Annotated in this window: 10 protein-coding genes; all 10 read right to left on the bottom strand. The window is 64.0% G+C overall.

The features are described from left to right. Positions 1-13: 13 nt before the first annotated feature. Complete coding sequence (locus CJ010_RS00050; protein ID WP_141016130.1) at positions 14-658, bottom strand: RluA family pseudouridine synthase; 645 nt, start codon at positions 656-658, stop codon at positions 14-16. 172 nt (positions 659-830) lie between these two features. Beyond that, positions 831-3,944, bottom strand: coding sequence for a type I restriction endonuclease subunit R (locus CJ010_RS00045; protein WP_141016129.1), 3,114 nt, complete (start codon positions 3,942-3,944; stop codon positions 831-833). Next, on the bottom strand, positions 3,941-4,147 hold the full coding sequence (locus CJ010_RS00040; protein WP_141016128.1) for a hypothetical protein: 207 nt from the start codon (positions 4,145-4,147) through the stop codon (positions 3,941-3,943). The genes CJ010_RS00045 and CJ010_RS00040 overlap by 4 nt, the downstream gene beginning before the upstream one ends. Continuing rightward, on the bottom strand, positions 4,134-4,670 hold the full coding sequence (locus CJ010_RS00035; RefSeq protein ID WP_141016127.1) for a MarR family transcriptional regulator: 537 nt from the start codon (positions 4,668-4,670) through the stop codon (positions 4,134-4,136). Before CJ010_RS00035 ends, CJ010_RS00040 begins: the two co-directional genes overlap by 14 nt. 148 nt (positions 4,671-4,818) lie before the next feature. Beyond that, a complete protein-coding gene (locus CJ010_RS00030) occupies positions 4,819-5,934 on the bottom strand; it encodes a Fic family protein (RefSeq protein ID WP_240794464.1) in 1,116 nt (371 codons plus the stop codon). A 14-nt stretch (positions 5,935-5,948) separates the two neighbouring features. Next, complete coding sequence (locus tag CJ010_RS00025) at positions 5,949-7,229, bottom strand: restriction endonuclease subunit S (RefSeq protein WP_141016125.1); 1,281 nt, start codon at positions 7,227-7,229, stop codon at positions 5,949-5,951. Beyond that, positions 7,226-9,070, bottom strand: a complete 1,845-nt coding sequence (locus tag CJ010_RS00020; protein ID WP_141016124.1) for a class I SAM-dependent DNA methyltransferase — start codon at positions 9,068-9,070, stop codon at positions 7,226-7,228. The genes CJ010_RS00025 and CJ010_RS00020 overlap by 4 nt, the downstream gene beginning before the upstream one ends. 196 nt (positions 9,071-9,266) lie before the next feature. Beyond that, complete coding sequence (gyrB, locus tag CJ010_RS00015; RefSeq protein ID WP_141016123.1) at positions 9,267-11,756, bottom strand: DNA topoisomerase (ATP-hydrolyzing) subunit B; 2,490 nt, start codon at positions 11,754-11,756, stop codon at positions 9,267-9,269. Between the two features lie 103 nt (positions 11,757-11,859). Continuing rightward, positions 11,860-12,969, bottom strand: a complete 1,110-nt coding sequence (gene dnaN / locus CJ010_RS00010; protein ID WP_141016122.1) for a DNA polymerase III subunit beta — start codon at positions 12,967-12,969, stop codon at positions 11,860-11,862. Positions 12,970-13,028: 59 nt separating this feature from the next. After that, entirely contained in the window at positions 13,029-14,477 is a 1,449-nt protein-coding gene (gene dnaA / locus CJ010_RS00005) for a chromosomal replication initiator protein DnaA (protein ID WP_141016121.1), read from the bottom strand.

Raw genomic sequence — 14,477 nt, 5'->3', positions numbered from 1 at the left:
CGGCCGGCTGCCGCTAGAAGGGCACCGGGCTGTCGAACTGCATCGGTACCCGCCGCTGCGGGTGCATGAAGGCGATGCCTGCCGCGTGCAGGTACATGCGCGGATGCGCTGTTGCGCTTGCAGGCGGCGCGTAGAGCGGATCGCCGGCGATGGGGTGGCCGATGGACATCAGATGCACCCGCAGCTGGTGCGAACGGCCGGTGAGCGGCTTGAGTTCCAGCCGCGATAGCGCGGCATCCCCCTCTCCGGTGCGCGCCACCACCCGGTAGCGGGTGAGCGCGGGCCGGCCGCGCACAGCATCCACGATCTGCCGCGGCCGGTTCGCCGGATCGGCCGCCAGCGGTAACGCGATTTCCCCTTCGTCCTGCGCAAGGTGCCCATGCACCAGCGCCACGTAACGCTTGCCCACCACCCGCTGTTCGAAGGCGAGACTCATCCGCCGCAGCATCTCCATGCCGCGTGCCAGCAGCACCAGGCCGGAGGTGGCAGCGTCAAGGCGATGCACGATCAGCGCGTCTTTGTAGAGCGCCTGCACCCGGTGCGCGAGGCAGTCCTGGCGGTCCTCGCCGCCGGCCGGCACCGACAGCAGGCCGGCGGGCTTGTCGGCGACGATGAGGGCGTCGTCGGTGTGAAGGAGGATGGGGGTGTGGTGGGGCATGGGGTGCCGCAGCGTAAGGCGAGTGCCGATTCTATGGTTGTGGGGTCTGGATTCCGTGTATTCGTCAACTTACGGGAGTTGGGATCCAACGGGGGATAGTCTCTCGCAGTCGGCCCTGTTCCAGGTACGGTCAAACTAAGCTTCCGTTTCGAAGAATCGGCCTGTATGTGGCTCAAAGCCGAGCCTGTGGGCTTGCGCGAGCTCTGAGCGCCTCATACAGCTGTGCCGGCCCCAGCAGGATATCCTTCAGCCCGTCCTGAACCCGCTGGGAGCCGAGCGCCTGCGTGCTCATCGATTGATGGGCGTCCAGTGCGTCCATGATGGCGTGGAGGATGGCCTGCGAAAGGTCAGGGGAATTGCCGAACTGTTCCTTGGTGTTGTTGGCGGCCTGTTTCACCAGCGTTTCGTTCTCCAGCAGCTTGCCTTTGAGCACGCCATTCACGTAGACGAGTTGGTCATCGTCCGAGAGCTCCCCTTCGAACAGGCCGTTCACCTTCTCGATGATTTCGACCAGGTAGGCGTGCTGTTTCTCCTGCACTGAGCCGCTGCCTACGGCGTCCATGGGCTGCAGCGTGTAGTGCTCGCCCTGGTTCAGGTTCAGCGTCTGCTTGCCGCGGTTCTTCAGGGTGTGGTGAGTGAGCACCACCTTGCTGAGGTCCACCGTGTCGCGCTCGCGGCCGAATTCCAGCAGCGGGATGAGGCGTTTGTAGAACAGGAAGCGCTTCTCGATGTCGGTGTTGCCGTAATCGAAAATCTGCCCCAGGAAGGCGTACAGGCGCACGTAGGCGCCCATGTCGTTCTTGAACAGGATGAGCGCTTCCAGCGTGTCCTTGGCGGTCTTCGCGGCTTTCTCGTCGCCGTGCGCTTCGGCGGCGGCCTTGTCCTGCTGCGCGGCTTTGTAGCGCTTGAGCAGGCGGTTGGCCACCGGGGCGATGGCGGCATCGAGCTGTTTCTGGGTGCCGTTCGGGTCGAGGTCGACCTTGGCCACGCAATCCACTTCGAACTCGTCGTAATAGCCGGTGGCGTCGAGCTTGGCGCGCAGGTCGTACACCGCGTGCGGGTCGGTCGTTGCCTCCAGTTCGGCGGTATCGTAATAAGTCTTGAAGGCCTTGAGCACTTCCGCCGGTTCGTTCACGAAGTCGAGGATGTAGGTCGTGTCCTTGCCCGGGTGCGCACGGTTCAGGCGCGAGAGCGTCTGCACCGCCTGGATGCCGCCCAGCATCTTGTCGACGTACATGCCGCACAGCAGCGGCGCATCGAAGCCGGTCTGGAACTTGTTCGCCACCAGCAGCAGGTGGAAGTCCGGCTCCTTGAACACCTCGCGGATGTCGCGCCCCTTGAGGCCGGGGTTGAGCTGGGCATTGGTTTCGGTCACCGGTTCCGGGAAGCTCTCGGCGTCATTCACCTCGCCGGAGAAGGCCACCAGCACGCCCAGCGGGTAGTTCTGCTTGGCGATGTAGGCGCGGATGGCCTTCTGCCAGCGCACCGCTTCGCGACGTGAGCCGACCACCACCATGGCCTTGGCCCGGCCCTGCAGCAGCGGCTGCACGTTCTCGCGGTAGTGCTCGACCACCACCTGCACCTTCTGCGCGATGTTGTAGGGGTGCAGGCGGACCCACTGCATGATGCCCTTCATCGCCGTGCTGCGTTCCACCTCTTTCTCGTCGTATTCCTGGCCATCATGGGCGAGCTTGAAGGCCAGCTTGTAGCTGGTGTAGTTCTTCAGCACATCGAGGATGAAACCCTCCTCGATGGCCTGGCGCATCGAATAGACGTGGAAGGGCTGGGGCAGTCCGTCCTCACCCTTGCGGCCAAACAATTCCAGCGTCTTGCCCTTGGGCGTGGCGGTGAAGGCGATGTAGGTGAGCCCCTTCGAAGCGCCGGCCTTCGCTTCCATCTGCGCCGCGAGCAGCGCCTCGGTATCCACCTCGCCGCCATCCTGCAGCTCGGCCCATTCCTCGGCGGACAGCAACTGTTTGAGCTTGGCCGCCGCTTCGCCGGTCTGCGAGCTGTGGGCCTCGTCGGCAATCACCGCGAAGCGCTTGCCCTCGGTCGCGGCCAGCTCCTGCACCGCCTGCAGGGCGAAGGGGAAGGTCTGGATGGTGCAGACGATGATCTTCTTGCCGTCCTTGAGCGCCTGGCCCAGCTGGGCGCTCTTGCTGCCGTGCTCGTTGGTGATGGTGGCCACCACGCCGGTGGTGCGCTCGAAATCGAAGATGGCTTCCTGCAACTGTGCATCCAGCACATTGCGGTCGCTCACCACCAGCACGCTATCGAAAAGCTTGTTGTGCTGGGCGTCGTGCAGGTCGGCGAGGAAGTGCGCGGTCCAGGCAATCGAGTTGGTCTTGCCCGAGCCTGCCGAATGCTGAATCAGGTAGCGCTCGCCGGCGCCGTTCCGCAGCACGTCGGCGACCAGCTGCCGCGTGGCATCGAGCTGGTGATAGCGCGGGAAGATGAGGCTCTTCAACTGCTTCTTGTCGTCGCGCTTGCCGATGACGTAGCGATGCAGGATGTCCAGCCAGCTCTCGCGCGCCCACACCTCTTCCCACAGGTAGGCGGTGGCGAAGCCCTGCGGGTTCGGGGCATTGCCCGCCCCGCCCGCGTTGCCACGGTTGAAGGGCAGGAAGAAGCTGTCCTTGCCCGCCAGCCGGGTGCTCATCATCACCTCGGACTGGCTCACCGCGAAGTGCACCAGCGCCCCGCCGGGGAAGCCCAGCAGCGGTTCGAGCACGCCGCCCTTGGGCTGGGGGTGGCGGTCGTAGCGGTACTGGTCGACCGCATCCTGCACGCTCTGGGTGAAGTTGCTCTTCAGTTCGGCCGTGGCCACCGCGATGCCGTTGAGGAAGAGCACCAGGTCCAGCGCATCGTTCTGTGCATTCGGCGAATGCTTCACCTGGCGCACCACGCGCAGGCGGTTGGCGGCGTACTTGGCCTGGGTCGCCGGGTTGATGGCCAGTGCCGGCTTGAACTGCGCCAGCATCAGCGGCTCCTTCAGCCCCAGCATCTCCACGCCCCGGCGCAGCACGTCCAGCGTGCCGCGGTCCGGCAGGTTGAGGCTCTTGCGCACGCGCTCGGCCAGCACTTGCGGCAAGGCTGCGCCGTGGGTCTTGGTGAGCCGCTGGAAGCTGTCCGGCTGTGTCTCCTCCACCCAGGCCAGCAGGTCGGGCAGGAACAGGCCGTTGGCGCGGTCGAAGAGCGCCGCATCGCCTTCGGCGTACAGCCAGCCGTTGGCCGCGAGGTGGGCGCAGATTTCGGCTTCGAAGTGGTGTTCCTGATGCAGATTCATCGACACATCTCCCTCAAGCGCGCCAACACCACACCGGCACGCTCCGGCTCCGCAATCAGGCCGGGCACGACATTCAGAAAATCGCCTTGGGTCAGCAGCAAACCCGCCACCGAACCACCGACGAACACAAGCTGCTCCCGCAACTCGCCCAGTGCGCCGGCGATGCGCCGCAGTTGCGGAAGGTTAGGATCATTGGGGTTCATCCGCCTCGCCTCCCAGCGCCGTCGTCAGCAGGTCAGTGGCCAAGGCCCGTTCGCGCGCGCGCCCCATGCGCAGTGCATCGAGCAGGGCCAGCAGGCGATGCAGGGCCGGGTCGGCGAGCGCCGCCTCGGGTGCCGTGCGATACAGCGGGGAAAGCGTGGGCCCCTTGGCGCTGCCCTTGGGATGCGCCCACACCGGCGCCTCACCTGGCGCGGCATTCAGCAGGCTGGCCAGCGGCTCCGCGCCGAAGGCGGTCGGCACGCCGCGCTTGGCGGGGCCGCTGATGGCCGGCCACACATAGCGCGCGCCGTGCAGCACGAACTCCAGCAAAGCCGGGCGCACCGGCTGCCAGCCTTCGCGCCCCTGCGATACCGCCAGCCCGGCGGCGATCGCGCGTTTCACGCAGGCGTGGGTTTCCGAGGCGCTCATGGCGAGCGCTTCGCCCAGCGTGGCGTAGGTCCAGCGCTGGGGCGGGTGTGCCGCCACCTTCAGCAGCACCAGCAAATCCTGCGGTTTGAGTTCCATGGCCTCGCCTCATTCGCTATTCGCGAATTGCGAATATGCCTGCGGGGCAAGGGTTTGGCAATTCATGTAGTTCGGATGAAGCGCAGCAATCCGGCCTGCTTCTTCCCTTAACTCCCAACTTATCCAAGTTAAGGAAAAGTCGTTTCCCTTAACTTACAAACAGTCTGAGGTAACGATCAAACACAAAAACCCGGCCTTTCTGCCGTCCGGTGCTCTCACGCAGAATGCCCAGGCGCTCGAAATCCTTGATCAGGGCATTGGCAGTCGGCGTGCTGATCGCCAAGCCTGTTGCCAGATCGCCGGCACTGACCACCGGATTCCGGTAGAGCAGGTTAAGGCCTTGGCGCGCGGTCGGTGCTCGCTTGCCCAGAGAGAGGATTTGCTGCTCTGCTTCGGTACGCAAATGCAGAATCTGGCCGAACACATCGCGGCCCTTGCTCGCCGTCTCGGCCACGCCTTTCAGGAAGAAGCGCACCCAGTGAATCATGTCGTTACCGACACGCACCCGCATCAGGGCGTCGTAATAACTGGCGCGGTTACGCTCGAAGAAATCCGACAGATACAAGGCCGGCTTGCTCAGCGCGCCGCAGTTCACCAGATACAGCGGGATCATCAGCCGACCGATGCGCCCATTCCCGTCCAGGAAGGGGTGAATGGTTTCGAACTGATAATGCGCGATGGCAATGCGCACCAGATTGGGCACGGCAATCTGGTCGTTATGCAGAAACTTTTCCAGATCGCTCATCAAGGCCGCCACGCCATCCTGATGCGGCGGCACAAACGCCGCATCCTGCAGGCTGGAGCCACCGATCCAGTTCTGGCTGATGCGGAACTCGCCCGGCTGCTTGTGCTCGCCGCGCACACCCTGCAACAGGGTCGCGTGGGTCTGCCGCAGCAGGCGGTTCGACAGTGGCAGCGTGGCCAGCGCCTCGATGGCCTCGTTCACGGCATCGATGTAGTTGCGCACCTCGCGCCAGTCGTCGCGCTTCTCCGGCAACACCTGCTCCTCGGGCAGCAAGGCCTCGTCGATCTCGGTCTGGGTACCCTCGATCCGGCTGGAGGTCTGCGCCTCCTTCACCACGTGCATCTGGATGAACAGATCGATGTCCGGCACGATCAGCGAAAACGCATTCAGCTCGCCCAGCGCCCGGTTGGCCTGCTCCAGCAGCACCCCGATCATCGGGTCTTCCCACACCCAGTCATGATCCACCGGCACCGGCTCGAAGCTCTTGTACTGGTAACGCGATACCCACTGCCCCGCCACGAAGGTTTCAAATTTCATGCGGACTCCCGTTGGGCTACGGCACCACGCACGTCGATCTGGCCGGTGACGGCGGCGGCGATGAGGGCGGAGCGGCGTTCTTTGAAAAGTTGGACGGCTCGCTCAGCCTGCAACTCCAACGCATCCAGCTTACTCACCTCCACATCGATGAACACGGCAATCTCCAGTTGCTCTTCCTTGGGAGGCACGAAGACCGGAGTTCGCCGAAGAGCATCGAGCGTAATTTCTTTGAACGTCGCTCCCTTTGCCATCGAATCAAAGTACGTTTGCGTGGCATTTGAGCGAAGACTAGCGAGCAGAAATGCAGTTTCCATTTCACTACTCGGCGAAACCTTTGCTGTGCCTTGCGTGAGATTGGCCCCTTCAAGTTCTGCGGGCACAGGGAGGCATTTTCCGACTGTCGCGCGAATGGCGATAACTATGTCACCAGCTGAAACCTTGGAACGTGAATAGGACGCGTCAATCTCTGGTGATGTCAGTGCGTATCCGTCGAGAGGCAGCCTGTCACCTGCCATGTCGCTGGTCTTGATGTAGGGGATACCCCCTTCGTAATGCGGTCCTGCTTGAACAATACCGTAGGTGATTGCTGTCCCGGGTTGCGCGACGTGCTTAAGCTGTTTGGCTTCCCAATGCGCCGGCACCTCCCCCAGCCAGGCCACGCCGGAGTCCTTCATCGGCGCGTCGGGGTTGAGGCCGCGGGTGACGGCGTGGGAGATGGTGGCATGGCGCTTTTCGGCCAACAGGGCGATGAGCTTTTCCTGCTCGGTAATAAGCGCATCGATTTTCGCGGTCTCGCGGTCGAGGAAGGCGGCGATGGCGGTTTGTTCCGCCAACGGTGGATAGGGCACCCCGATGTTTGAAATGAGCTCCACTGACAAGCCGGGTTGAGCGGCGGACACGGAGTATTGATTCAGGTTCATCGCACGCATCAACTCGCCCAGCCACGTTGTTTCGGCAGGCTTGATAGGGGTGGCAACAACAGCGTGCTCCGACGCCCAGAACTTGCCCTGCGAATAGTTGACGTTGCCGCAGAGCGCGCCTTGTCGGCCAACAAGTGCAAAACGTCCCTCATGTGTGAAGGACGACGTGAAGCCGCGCAGGCCATTTCCACCGTAGACAGCGTAGTCACCGGCTTCGGTGATTTGCTCTGAAGTAATGCTGTCGCCGCTCTTGAGGCTAGTAACTCTTTTCAAAGCGCAAACGTCCCAATGCGATGGAACGGTGGGCAACCAATCAAGACCGCTGTCCTTGTACTCCGGATACCTCGGCAAACTCATTCCGCCAGGCCCTCCAGCATCTTCATGATGTTGGCCGAGACGGTCTTCAGTTCCTCATCGATGGCATGCAGGCTGCGCGGCGGCTCGAAGACGTAGAAGTGGCGGTTGAAGGGGATCTCGTAGCCGACCTTGCTCTTGGTTTCGTCTATCCAGGCGTCCGGCGCGTGGGGCAGCACTTCGCGCTTGAAGTAGGCGGCGATGTCCTCGCCGAGCGGCACGTTTTCGGTGTCGCGCAGGGCGCTGTCGGCCTGCGGCTTGCCGCGTCGCGCGCCCTTGCTGCCCAGCACCGGCTTGCCGGCTTCGTCCTTGAGCGGGCGCTCGACGGTAATCGTGGTGTAGCCGAAGTCTGCGTTGCTGAAGATGCGGGCGATGGGCACGCGCTTGAGGCGGCCGCCTTCCGGCGCCTTGGGCGGGGTATCCGTATTGGTGACGAGCTGGGGCTGGCCGAGCTGCTGGCCGGCGGCGTCGAACACGGTGATGTACTCGGCCTCGGTGAAGCTGCCGAACAGGCGGGTGACGGTGGCGATGTGCTCGTCGCTCATCTCCTTGCGCTTGGAACCGAGGCTCTTCCTCATCTTCTGCCAGAAGCTGCTGGCGTCGATGAGCTGGACCTGGCCCTTGCGGTCGGCTTTCTTGCGGTTGGAAATGATCCAGACGTAGGTGGCGATGCCGGTGTTGTAGAACATGTCGGTGGGCAGGCCGACGATGGCTTCGACCAGATCGTTCTCCAGCAGGTAGCGGCGGATTTCGGATTCGCCGCTGCCGGCGCCGCCGGTGAACAGCGGCGAGCCGTTGAGGACGATGCCGAAGCGGCTGCCGCCATCCTGCGCCGGGCGCATCTTGGACAGCAGGTGCATGAGGAAGAGCATGGAGCCATCCGACACGCGCGGCAGGCCGGGGCCGAAGCGGCCGTCGAAGCCTTTCTGTTCGTGTTCCTGGCGCACGGCCTTTTCGACCTTCTTCCATTCCACGCCAAAGGGGGGATTGGAGAGCATGTAGTCGAACTTGCGGGCGCCGTGGCCATCGTCCGAGAGGGTGTTGCCGGCGACGATGTTGGCGACGTCCTGGCCCTTGATGAGCATGTCGGCCTTGCAGATGGCGTAGGACTCGTCGTTGAGTTCCTGGCCGAACATGGTGAGCCGCGCCTGCGGGTTGTGTTCGAGCAGGAATTCGCCCGCCACCGAGAGCATGCCGCCGGTGCCGGCGGTGGGGTCGTAGATGGTGCGCACCACGGCGTTGCCGGGGGTGAGCACGTCGTCATCCTCGATGAAGAGCAGGTTCACCATCAGGCGGATGACTTCGCGCGGGGTGAAGTGCTCCCCGGCGGTTTCGTTGGAGATTTCGGCGAACTTGCGGATGAGCTCTTCGAACACCAGGCCCATGCTGGTGTTGTCTACGGCCTCGGGGTGGAGGTCGATGTTGGCGAACTTTTCGGTGACGAGGTAGAGCAGGTTGGCCTTCGCCAGGCGCTCGACCTGGGTGTGGAAATCGAAACGCTCGAAGATGTCGCGCGCCGCCGGCGAGAAGGCCTGCACGTAGGTGTAGAGGTTCTGGCGGATGTGGTCCTGGTCGCCGAGCAGTTTGACGAGGTCCAGCGGGGAGGTGTTGTAGAAGCCGAGGTTGCCGGTCTTGCGTTGAATGAAAGGGTCGGGATTGAGTCCGGCTTTGGTCTTGGCTTCCAGCTCGGCCAGTACGGCGGGCTTGGTGGCTTCGAGCACGCAGTCGAGGCGGCGCAGCACGGTGAAGGGCAGGATGACCTTGCCGTATTCGGATTGCTTGTAGTCGCCGCGCAGGAGGTCGGCGACCGACCAGATGAAGGATGAGAGGGCTTGGTGGTTCATGGTCTTTTCTTCTGAGGCTTCTTGTCGCGCCAAACCGGAAAACGATATCCCAAAAAAGAAACGGCCACTATGCGTGGCCGTTGAATTCCTGCTGGGTATTCGATGCGGTGGATGTGTGTCGCGCTAGCGCGCGACGCACTGGCTTATTGCGTTTTCGGTTGTTGCCCGCACTGTCGTTTTTGATAGGGGAACAGCATTACACGTCGATGTTCTGCGCATACAGCGCATTGCTTTCGATGAACGCCCTGCGCGGCTCCACGTTATCCCCCATCAGCGTGGTGAAGATCTCGTCCGCGGCGATGGCGTCGTCGATCTGCACCCGCAGCAGGCGGCGGACCGCCGGGTCCATGGTGGTCTCCCACAGCTGTTCGGGGTTCATTTCGCCCAGGCCTTTGTAGCGCTGCTTGCTGAGGCCGCGTTCCACTTCGTTGAGCAGCCAGGTGATGGCATCCGCGAAGCGGGTGACGGTCTGGCGCTTTTCGCCGCGGCGGATCTCGGCGCCCGGGCCGATCAGGCCGGCGATGGCCTGGGAGGCGGTGCGGATGCTGCGGTAGTCGCCGGAAACGAGGAAGGCGGTTTCCACCCAGCCGAACTTGAGGTTGCCGTGGTGCAGGCGCTCGATGGTGAGGCGCCAGGCTTCGTCTTCTTCATGGTACTGGGCGTAGATGCGCAGACCTTCCGGCAGGTGGGGCTGGATGCGATCGGCCGAGGCGCGGGCGGCGGCTTCGTCGTCCAGGCTGATCTCGAGGTCGTGCGCGAGCATGGCCTGCAGCACTTCGGGGTCGATGTAGCTGGCCAGGCGGCGGATGACGGCTTCGGCGAGCAGGTAGCTGCGCGCCAGGCCGCCGAGGGCGTCGTCGGCAATGGTGTCGGCGCCTTCGCGCGGGGTGAGCACCGCGCCGTCGAGCGCGAGCTTCAGCAGGTGGCCGTTGAGCTCGTGGTCGTCCTTGATGTAGAGCTCGGTCTTGCCGTGCTTGATCTTGTAGAGCGGCGGCTGGGCGATGTAGATGTGGCCGCGCTCGACCAGCTCCGGCATCTGGCGGTAGAAGAAGGTGAGCAGCAGGGTGCGGATGTGGGCGCCGTCGACGTCGGCGTCGGTCATCAGGATGATGCGGTGGTAGCGCAGCTTTTCGGGCTTGTAGTCGTCCTTGCCGATGCTGGTGCCGAGCGCGGTGATCAGGGTGGCGATTTCCTGGCTCTGCAGCAGCTTGTCGAAGCGCGCTTTCTCGACGTTGAGGATCTTGCCCTTCAACGGCAGGATGGCCTGGAATTTACGGTCGCGGCCCTGCTTGGCGGAGCCGCCGGCGGAGTCGCCCTCGACCAGGTAGAGCTCGCACAGCGCGGGGTCCTTCTCCTGGCAGTCGGCGAGCTTGCCGGGCAGGCCGACGCCGTCGAGTACGCCCTTGCGGCGGGTCATCTCGCGCGCCTTGCGGGCGGCGTCGCGGGCTCGGGCGGCTTCGACGATCTTGTTGCAGATGGTCTTGGCGTCGATCGGGTTTTCCAGCAGGAATTCGGTAAGCTTGGCAGCGACCACTTCTTCCACCGCCGGCCGCGCCTCGCTGGAGACCAGCTTCATCTTGGTCTGGCTGGCGAACTTCGGGTCCGGCATCTTCACCGACAGCACGCAGGCGAGGCCTTCGCGCATGTCGTCGCCGGTGATGTCCACCTTGGCCTTCTTGGCGATCTCGTTTTCTTCGATGTACTTGTTGATGACGCGGGTCATCGCGGCGCGCAGGCCGGTGAGGTGGGTGCCGCCGTCGGCCTGCGGGATGTTGTTGGTGTAGCAGAGCACTTGCTCGGCGTAGGAGTCGTTCCATTGCATGGCGACTTCGACCGAGAGTTCGGCCTCGCCGGAGCCGGTGGGGATGCGGGTGGTGCCGGCGGCGTAGAAGACGTTGGGATGAAGGACGGTCTTGGTACGGTTGATGTACTCGACGAAGCCCTTCACGCCACCGGCGAAGGCGAAGTCTTCTTCCTTGCCGGTGCGCTGGTCGACCAGGCGGATCTTGACGCCGTTGTTGAGGAAGGACAGTTCGCGCAGGCGCTTGGCAAGGATTTCGTAGTGGTATTCGACGGTGCCGAAGATTTCCTCGTCGGCGAGGTAATGCACCTCGGTGCCGCGCTTGCTGGTTTCGCCGGTGATCTTGAGCGGGCTGGTCTCGATGCCGTTGACCAGCTCGATGACGCGGTCCTGCGGCGTACCGCGGTGGAACTCCATGAAGTGCTTCTTGCCGTCGCGGCGCACGGTGAGGCGCAGCCACTTGGAGAGCGCGTTCACGCAGGACACGCCGACGCCGTGCAGGCCGCCGGACACCTTGTAGCTGTTCTGGTTGAACTTGCCGCCGGCGTGCAGCACGCACATGACGATCTCGGCCGCCGAACGCTTGGGCTCGTGCTTGTCGTCCATCTTGACGCCGACCGGGATGCCGCGGCCGTTGTCGGCGACGGAAATGGAGTTGTCGGCGTGGATGGTGATGACGATGTCGTCGCAGTGGCCGGCCAGCGCCTCGTCGATGGAGTTATCGACGACTTCAAACACCATGTGGTGCAGGCCGGTGCCGTCGGAGGTGTCGCCGATGTACATGCCCGGCCGTTTCCTCACCGCTTCCAGGCCTTCGAGCTGCTGGATGCTGGATTCGTCGTAGTCGTTGCCGGAGGGGGCGGGCGTGTTTTGCGGTTCGGACATGGTCATCTCGGGTGATTCATAAAGAACGAGCCCCCGCGGGCCGGGGGCAGGCGGTCCGCGCGGACGCCATCGGGGCGCCTGCGCGGGGTGCGGCGGCTGCAGTTCAGATCCGCATCGGCATCACGACGTACTTGAACTTGTCGTTGCCCGGCAGGGTGACGAGCGCGCTGGAGTTGCCGTCGTTGAAGCGCCATTCCACATGCTCGGACGACAGGTTGTTGAGCACGTCGAGCAGGTAGGTGACGTTGAAGCCGATGTCGAGCGGGGTGTCGTGGTAGTCGATCTCCAGCTCTTCCTGGGCTTCTTCCTGCTCGGTGTTGGAGCTGACGATCTTGAGCGCGCCGTCGCCCAGCACCATGCGCACGCCGCGGAACTTCTCATTGGTGAGAATCGCGGCACGCTGCAGCGAGGCCAGCAGCGGCTGGCGCTCGAAGGTCACCATGCGCGGGTGGTTCTGCGGGATGACGCGTTCGTAGTCGGGGAACTTGCCGTCGATCAGCTTGGTGACGAGTTCGATCGAGCCGAAGCGGAACACTGCCTGGTTGCCGGCGAGGATGATCTCCAGCGGATCGTCGTTGTCGGCCAGCTGGCGGGCGAGCTCCAGCACCGTCTTGCGCGGCAGGATGGCTTCGGTGCGTGCCGACACCGGCACGGCGAGATCGCCGGCGGCGTAGGCGAGGCGGTGGCCGTCGGTGGCGACCATGCGCAGTTCGCCGCCGTCGGCGATCAGCAGCAGGCCGTTGAGGTAGTAGCGGATGTCCTGCTGCGCCATCGAGTACGAGACCTGGGCGAGCTGACGCTTGAAGGCGCGCTGCGGCACCGAAAAGCGCACCGCGTCGCCGTCGGGCAGATTCATGCGCGGGTAGTCGGCGGCGGGCAGGGTCTGCAGCTGGAAGCGGCTTTTGCCGGCCTTGACGGTGAGGCGTTTGTCTTCGAGCGTGAGGACGATGTCCGGGCCGTCGGGCAGGGCGCGCAGGATGTCCTGCAGCTTGCGCGCGCCGACGGTGATCGCACTGTCTTCGCCGCCGATGTGGCCGGCGGTGGTGGTGCGGATCTGGATCTCGATATCGGTGGCGAGCAGGGTGAGCTGGTCGCCGCGCTTCTCGATCAGCACATTGGACAGGATGGGCAGGGTGTGGCGCTTTTCGACAATGCCGGCTACCGACTGCAGCGGGGCGAGAAGCGCGTCGCGGGTGGTGTTGAGCAGAAGCATGGCGTCAGCTGAGGGAGTGGGTTGATCGGACTATCGGGAATGCGCTTGGATCATCCGGCTCACCCCCGCAGGACCTGGGTGAGCACGTGGACGTCGTGGTTCAACTGGTGGTCGCCGAGGCGCAGCTCGGTGATGGTGCGGCAGGCGTGCAGCACGGTGGTGTGGTCGCGGCCGCCGAAGGCTTCGCCGATCGCCGGCAGCGACATCGGCGTGAGTTCCTTGGCCAGCCACATCGCCACCTGGCGCGGGCGGGCGATGACGCGGGTGCGCTTTTTGGAGTGCATGTCGGCGACCTTGATCTTGTAGTAGTCGGCCACCGTCTTCTGGATGTGCTCGATGGAGAGCTGGCGGTTGTGGGCGTGGAGCAGATCCTTGAGCGCTTCCTTGGCAACTTCGAGCGAGATGCCGCGGCCGTGGAAGCGGGCGTACGCGACCACCTTGTTGAGCGCGCCTTCGAGCTCGCGCACGTTGGAGCGCAGGTTCTTGGCAATCAGGAAGGCGACGTCGTCGTCGACCGAAACGCGCAGCGCTTCGGCCTTCTTCTGCAGGATGGCGACGCGCATTTCCAGCTCGGGCGGCTCGATCTGCACCGTGAGGCCCCAGTCGAAGCGCGAAATGAGGCGGTCTTCCAGGCCCTGGATGTCCTTGGGGTAGGTGTCGCAGGTGATGACGATCTGCTTCTTCGCCTCGGTGAGTGCGTTGAAGGCATGGAAGAACTCTTCCTGCGTCCGGTTCTTGTTATTGAAGAACTGGATGTCGTCGATGATCAGCATGTCGAGCGAGCGGTAGTAGCGCTTGAACGCGTCGAAGCTCTTCTGCTGGTAGGCGCGCACCACGTCGGCGTAGTAATCCTCGACGTGGACGTAGCGGATCACCATGCGCGGGTTGTGGCGGTACACCGCGTTGCCGATGGCGTGGACCAGGTGGGTCTTGCCGAGGCCGACGCCGCCATAGACAAATAGCGGGTTGTACGAGGTGCCCGGGTTCTGCGCCACCTGCATGGCAGCGGCGCGGGCGAGGTCGTTGGCGCGGCCCGTGACCAGGGTGTCGAAGGTGAAGTCGGCGTTGAGGCGGGTCTTGTCGTAGGCCAGATCGGACGCGGAGATCGCTTCCGGCTCGGGTTGGCGCAGCATGATGGTCGGCGCCGCCATTTCTGCCGCAGCCGGCATCGCGGCGCTGCCCGCTCCGCCTGCGCCTGCCGCAGTTGCCGGCCGTGCCTTGGGCGCGCTCGGCTTGACGGTGGCGGGCTTGGCTCCGGCCACCGGCAGCTGCAGCTCGAGCTGTATCGGCATGCCGTGGAATTCTTCGCCGAGTTCGCTGATGCGGCGCATGTAGCGCTCGCGCACCCACTGCAGCACGAAGCGGTTGGGCGCGGTCAGCGTCAGCGCGGGGCCGCCGTCGGTATCGCTTTCAGCCGCCTGCAGGGTCTTGATCCAGGTGGTGAACTGCTGCTGGGGCAGTTCCTGTTCGAGACGGGAGAGGCAGAAGGGCCAGAAGTCTTGATTCAC

The organism is Azoarcus sp. DD4, assembly GCF_006496635.1.
GTDB lineage: Bacteria > Pseudomonadota > Gammaproteobacteria > Burkholderiales > Rhodocyclaceae > Azoarcus.
This window is presented reverse-complemented; position numbering and strand designations above follow the sequence as displayed.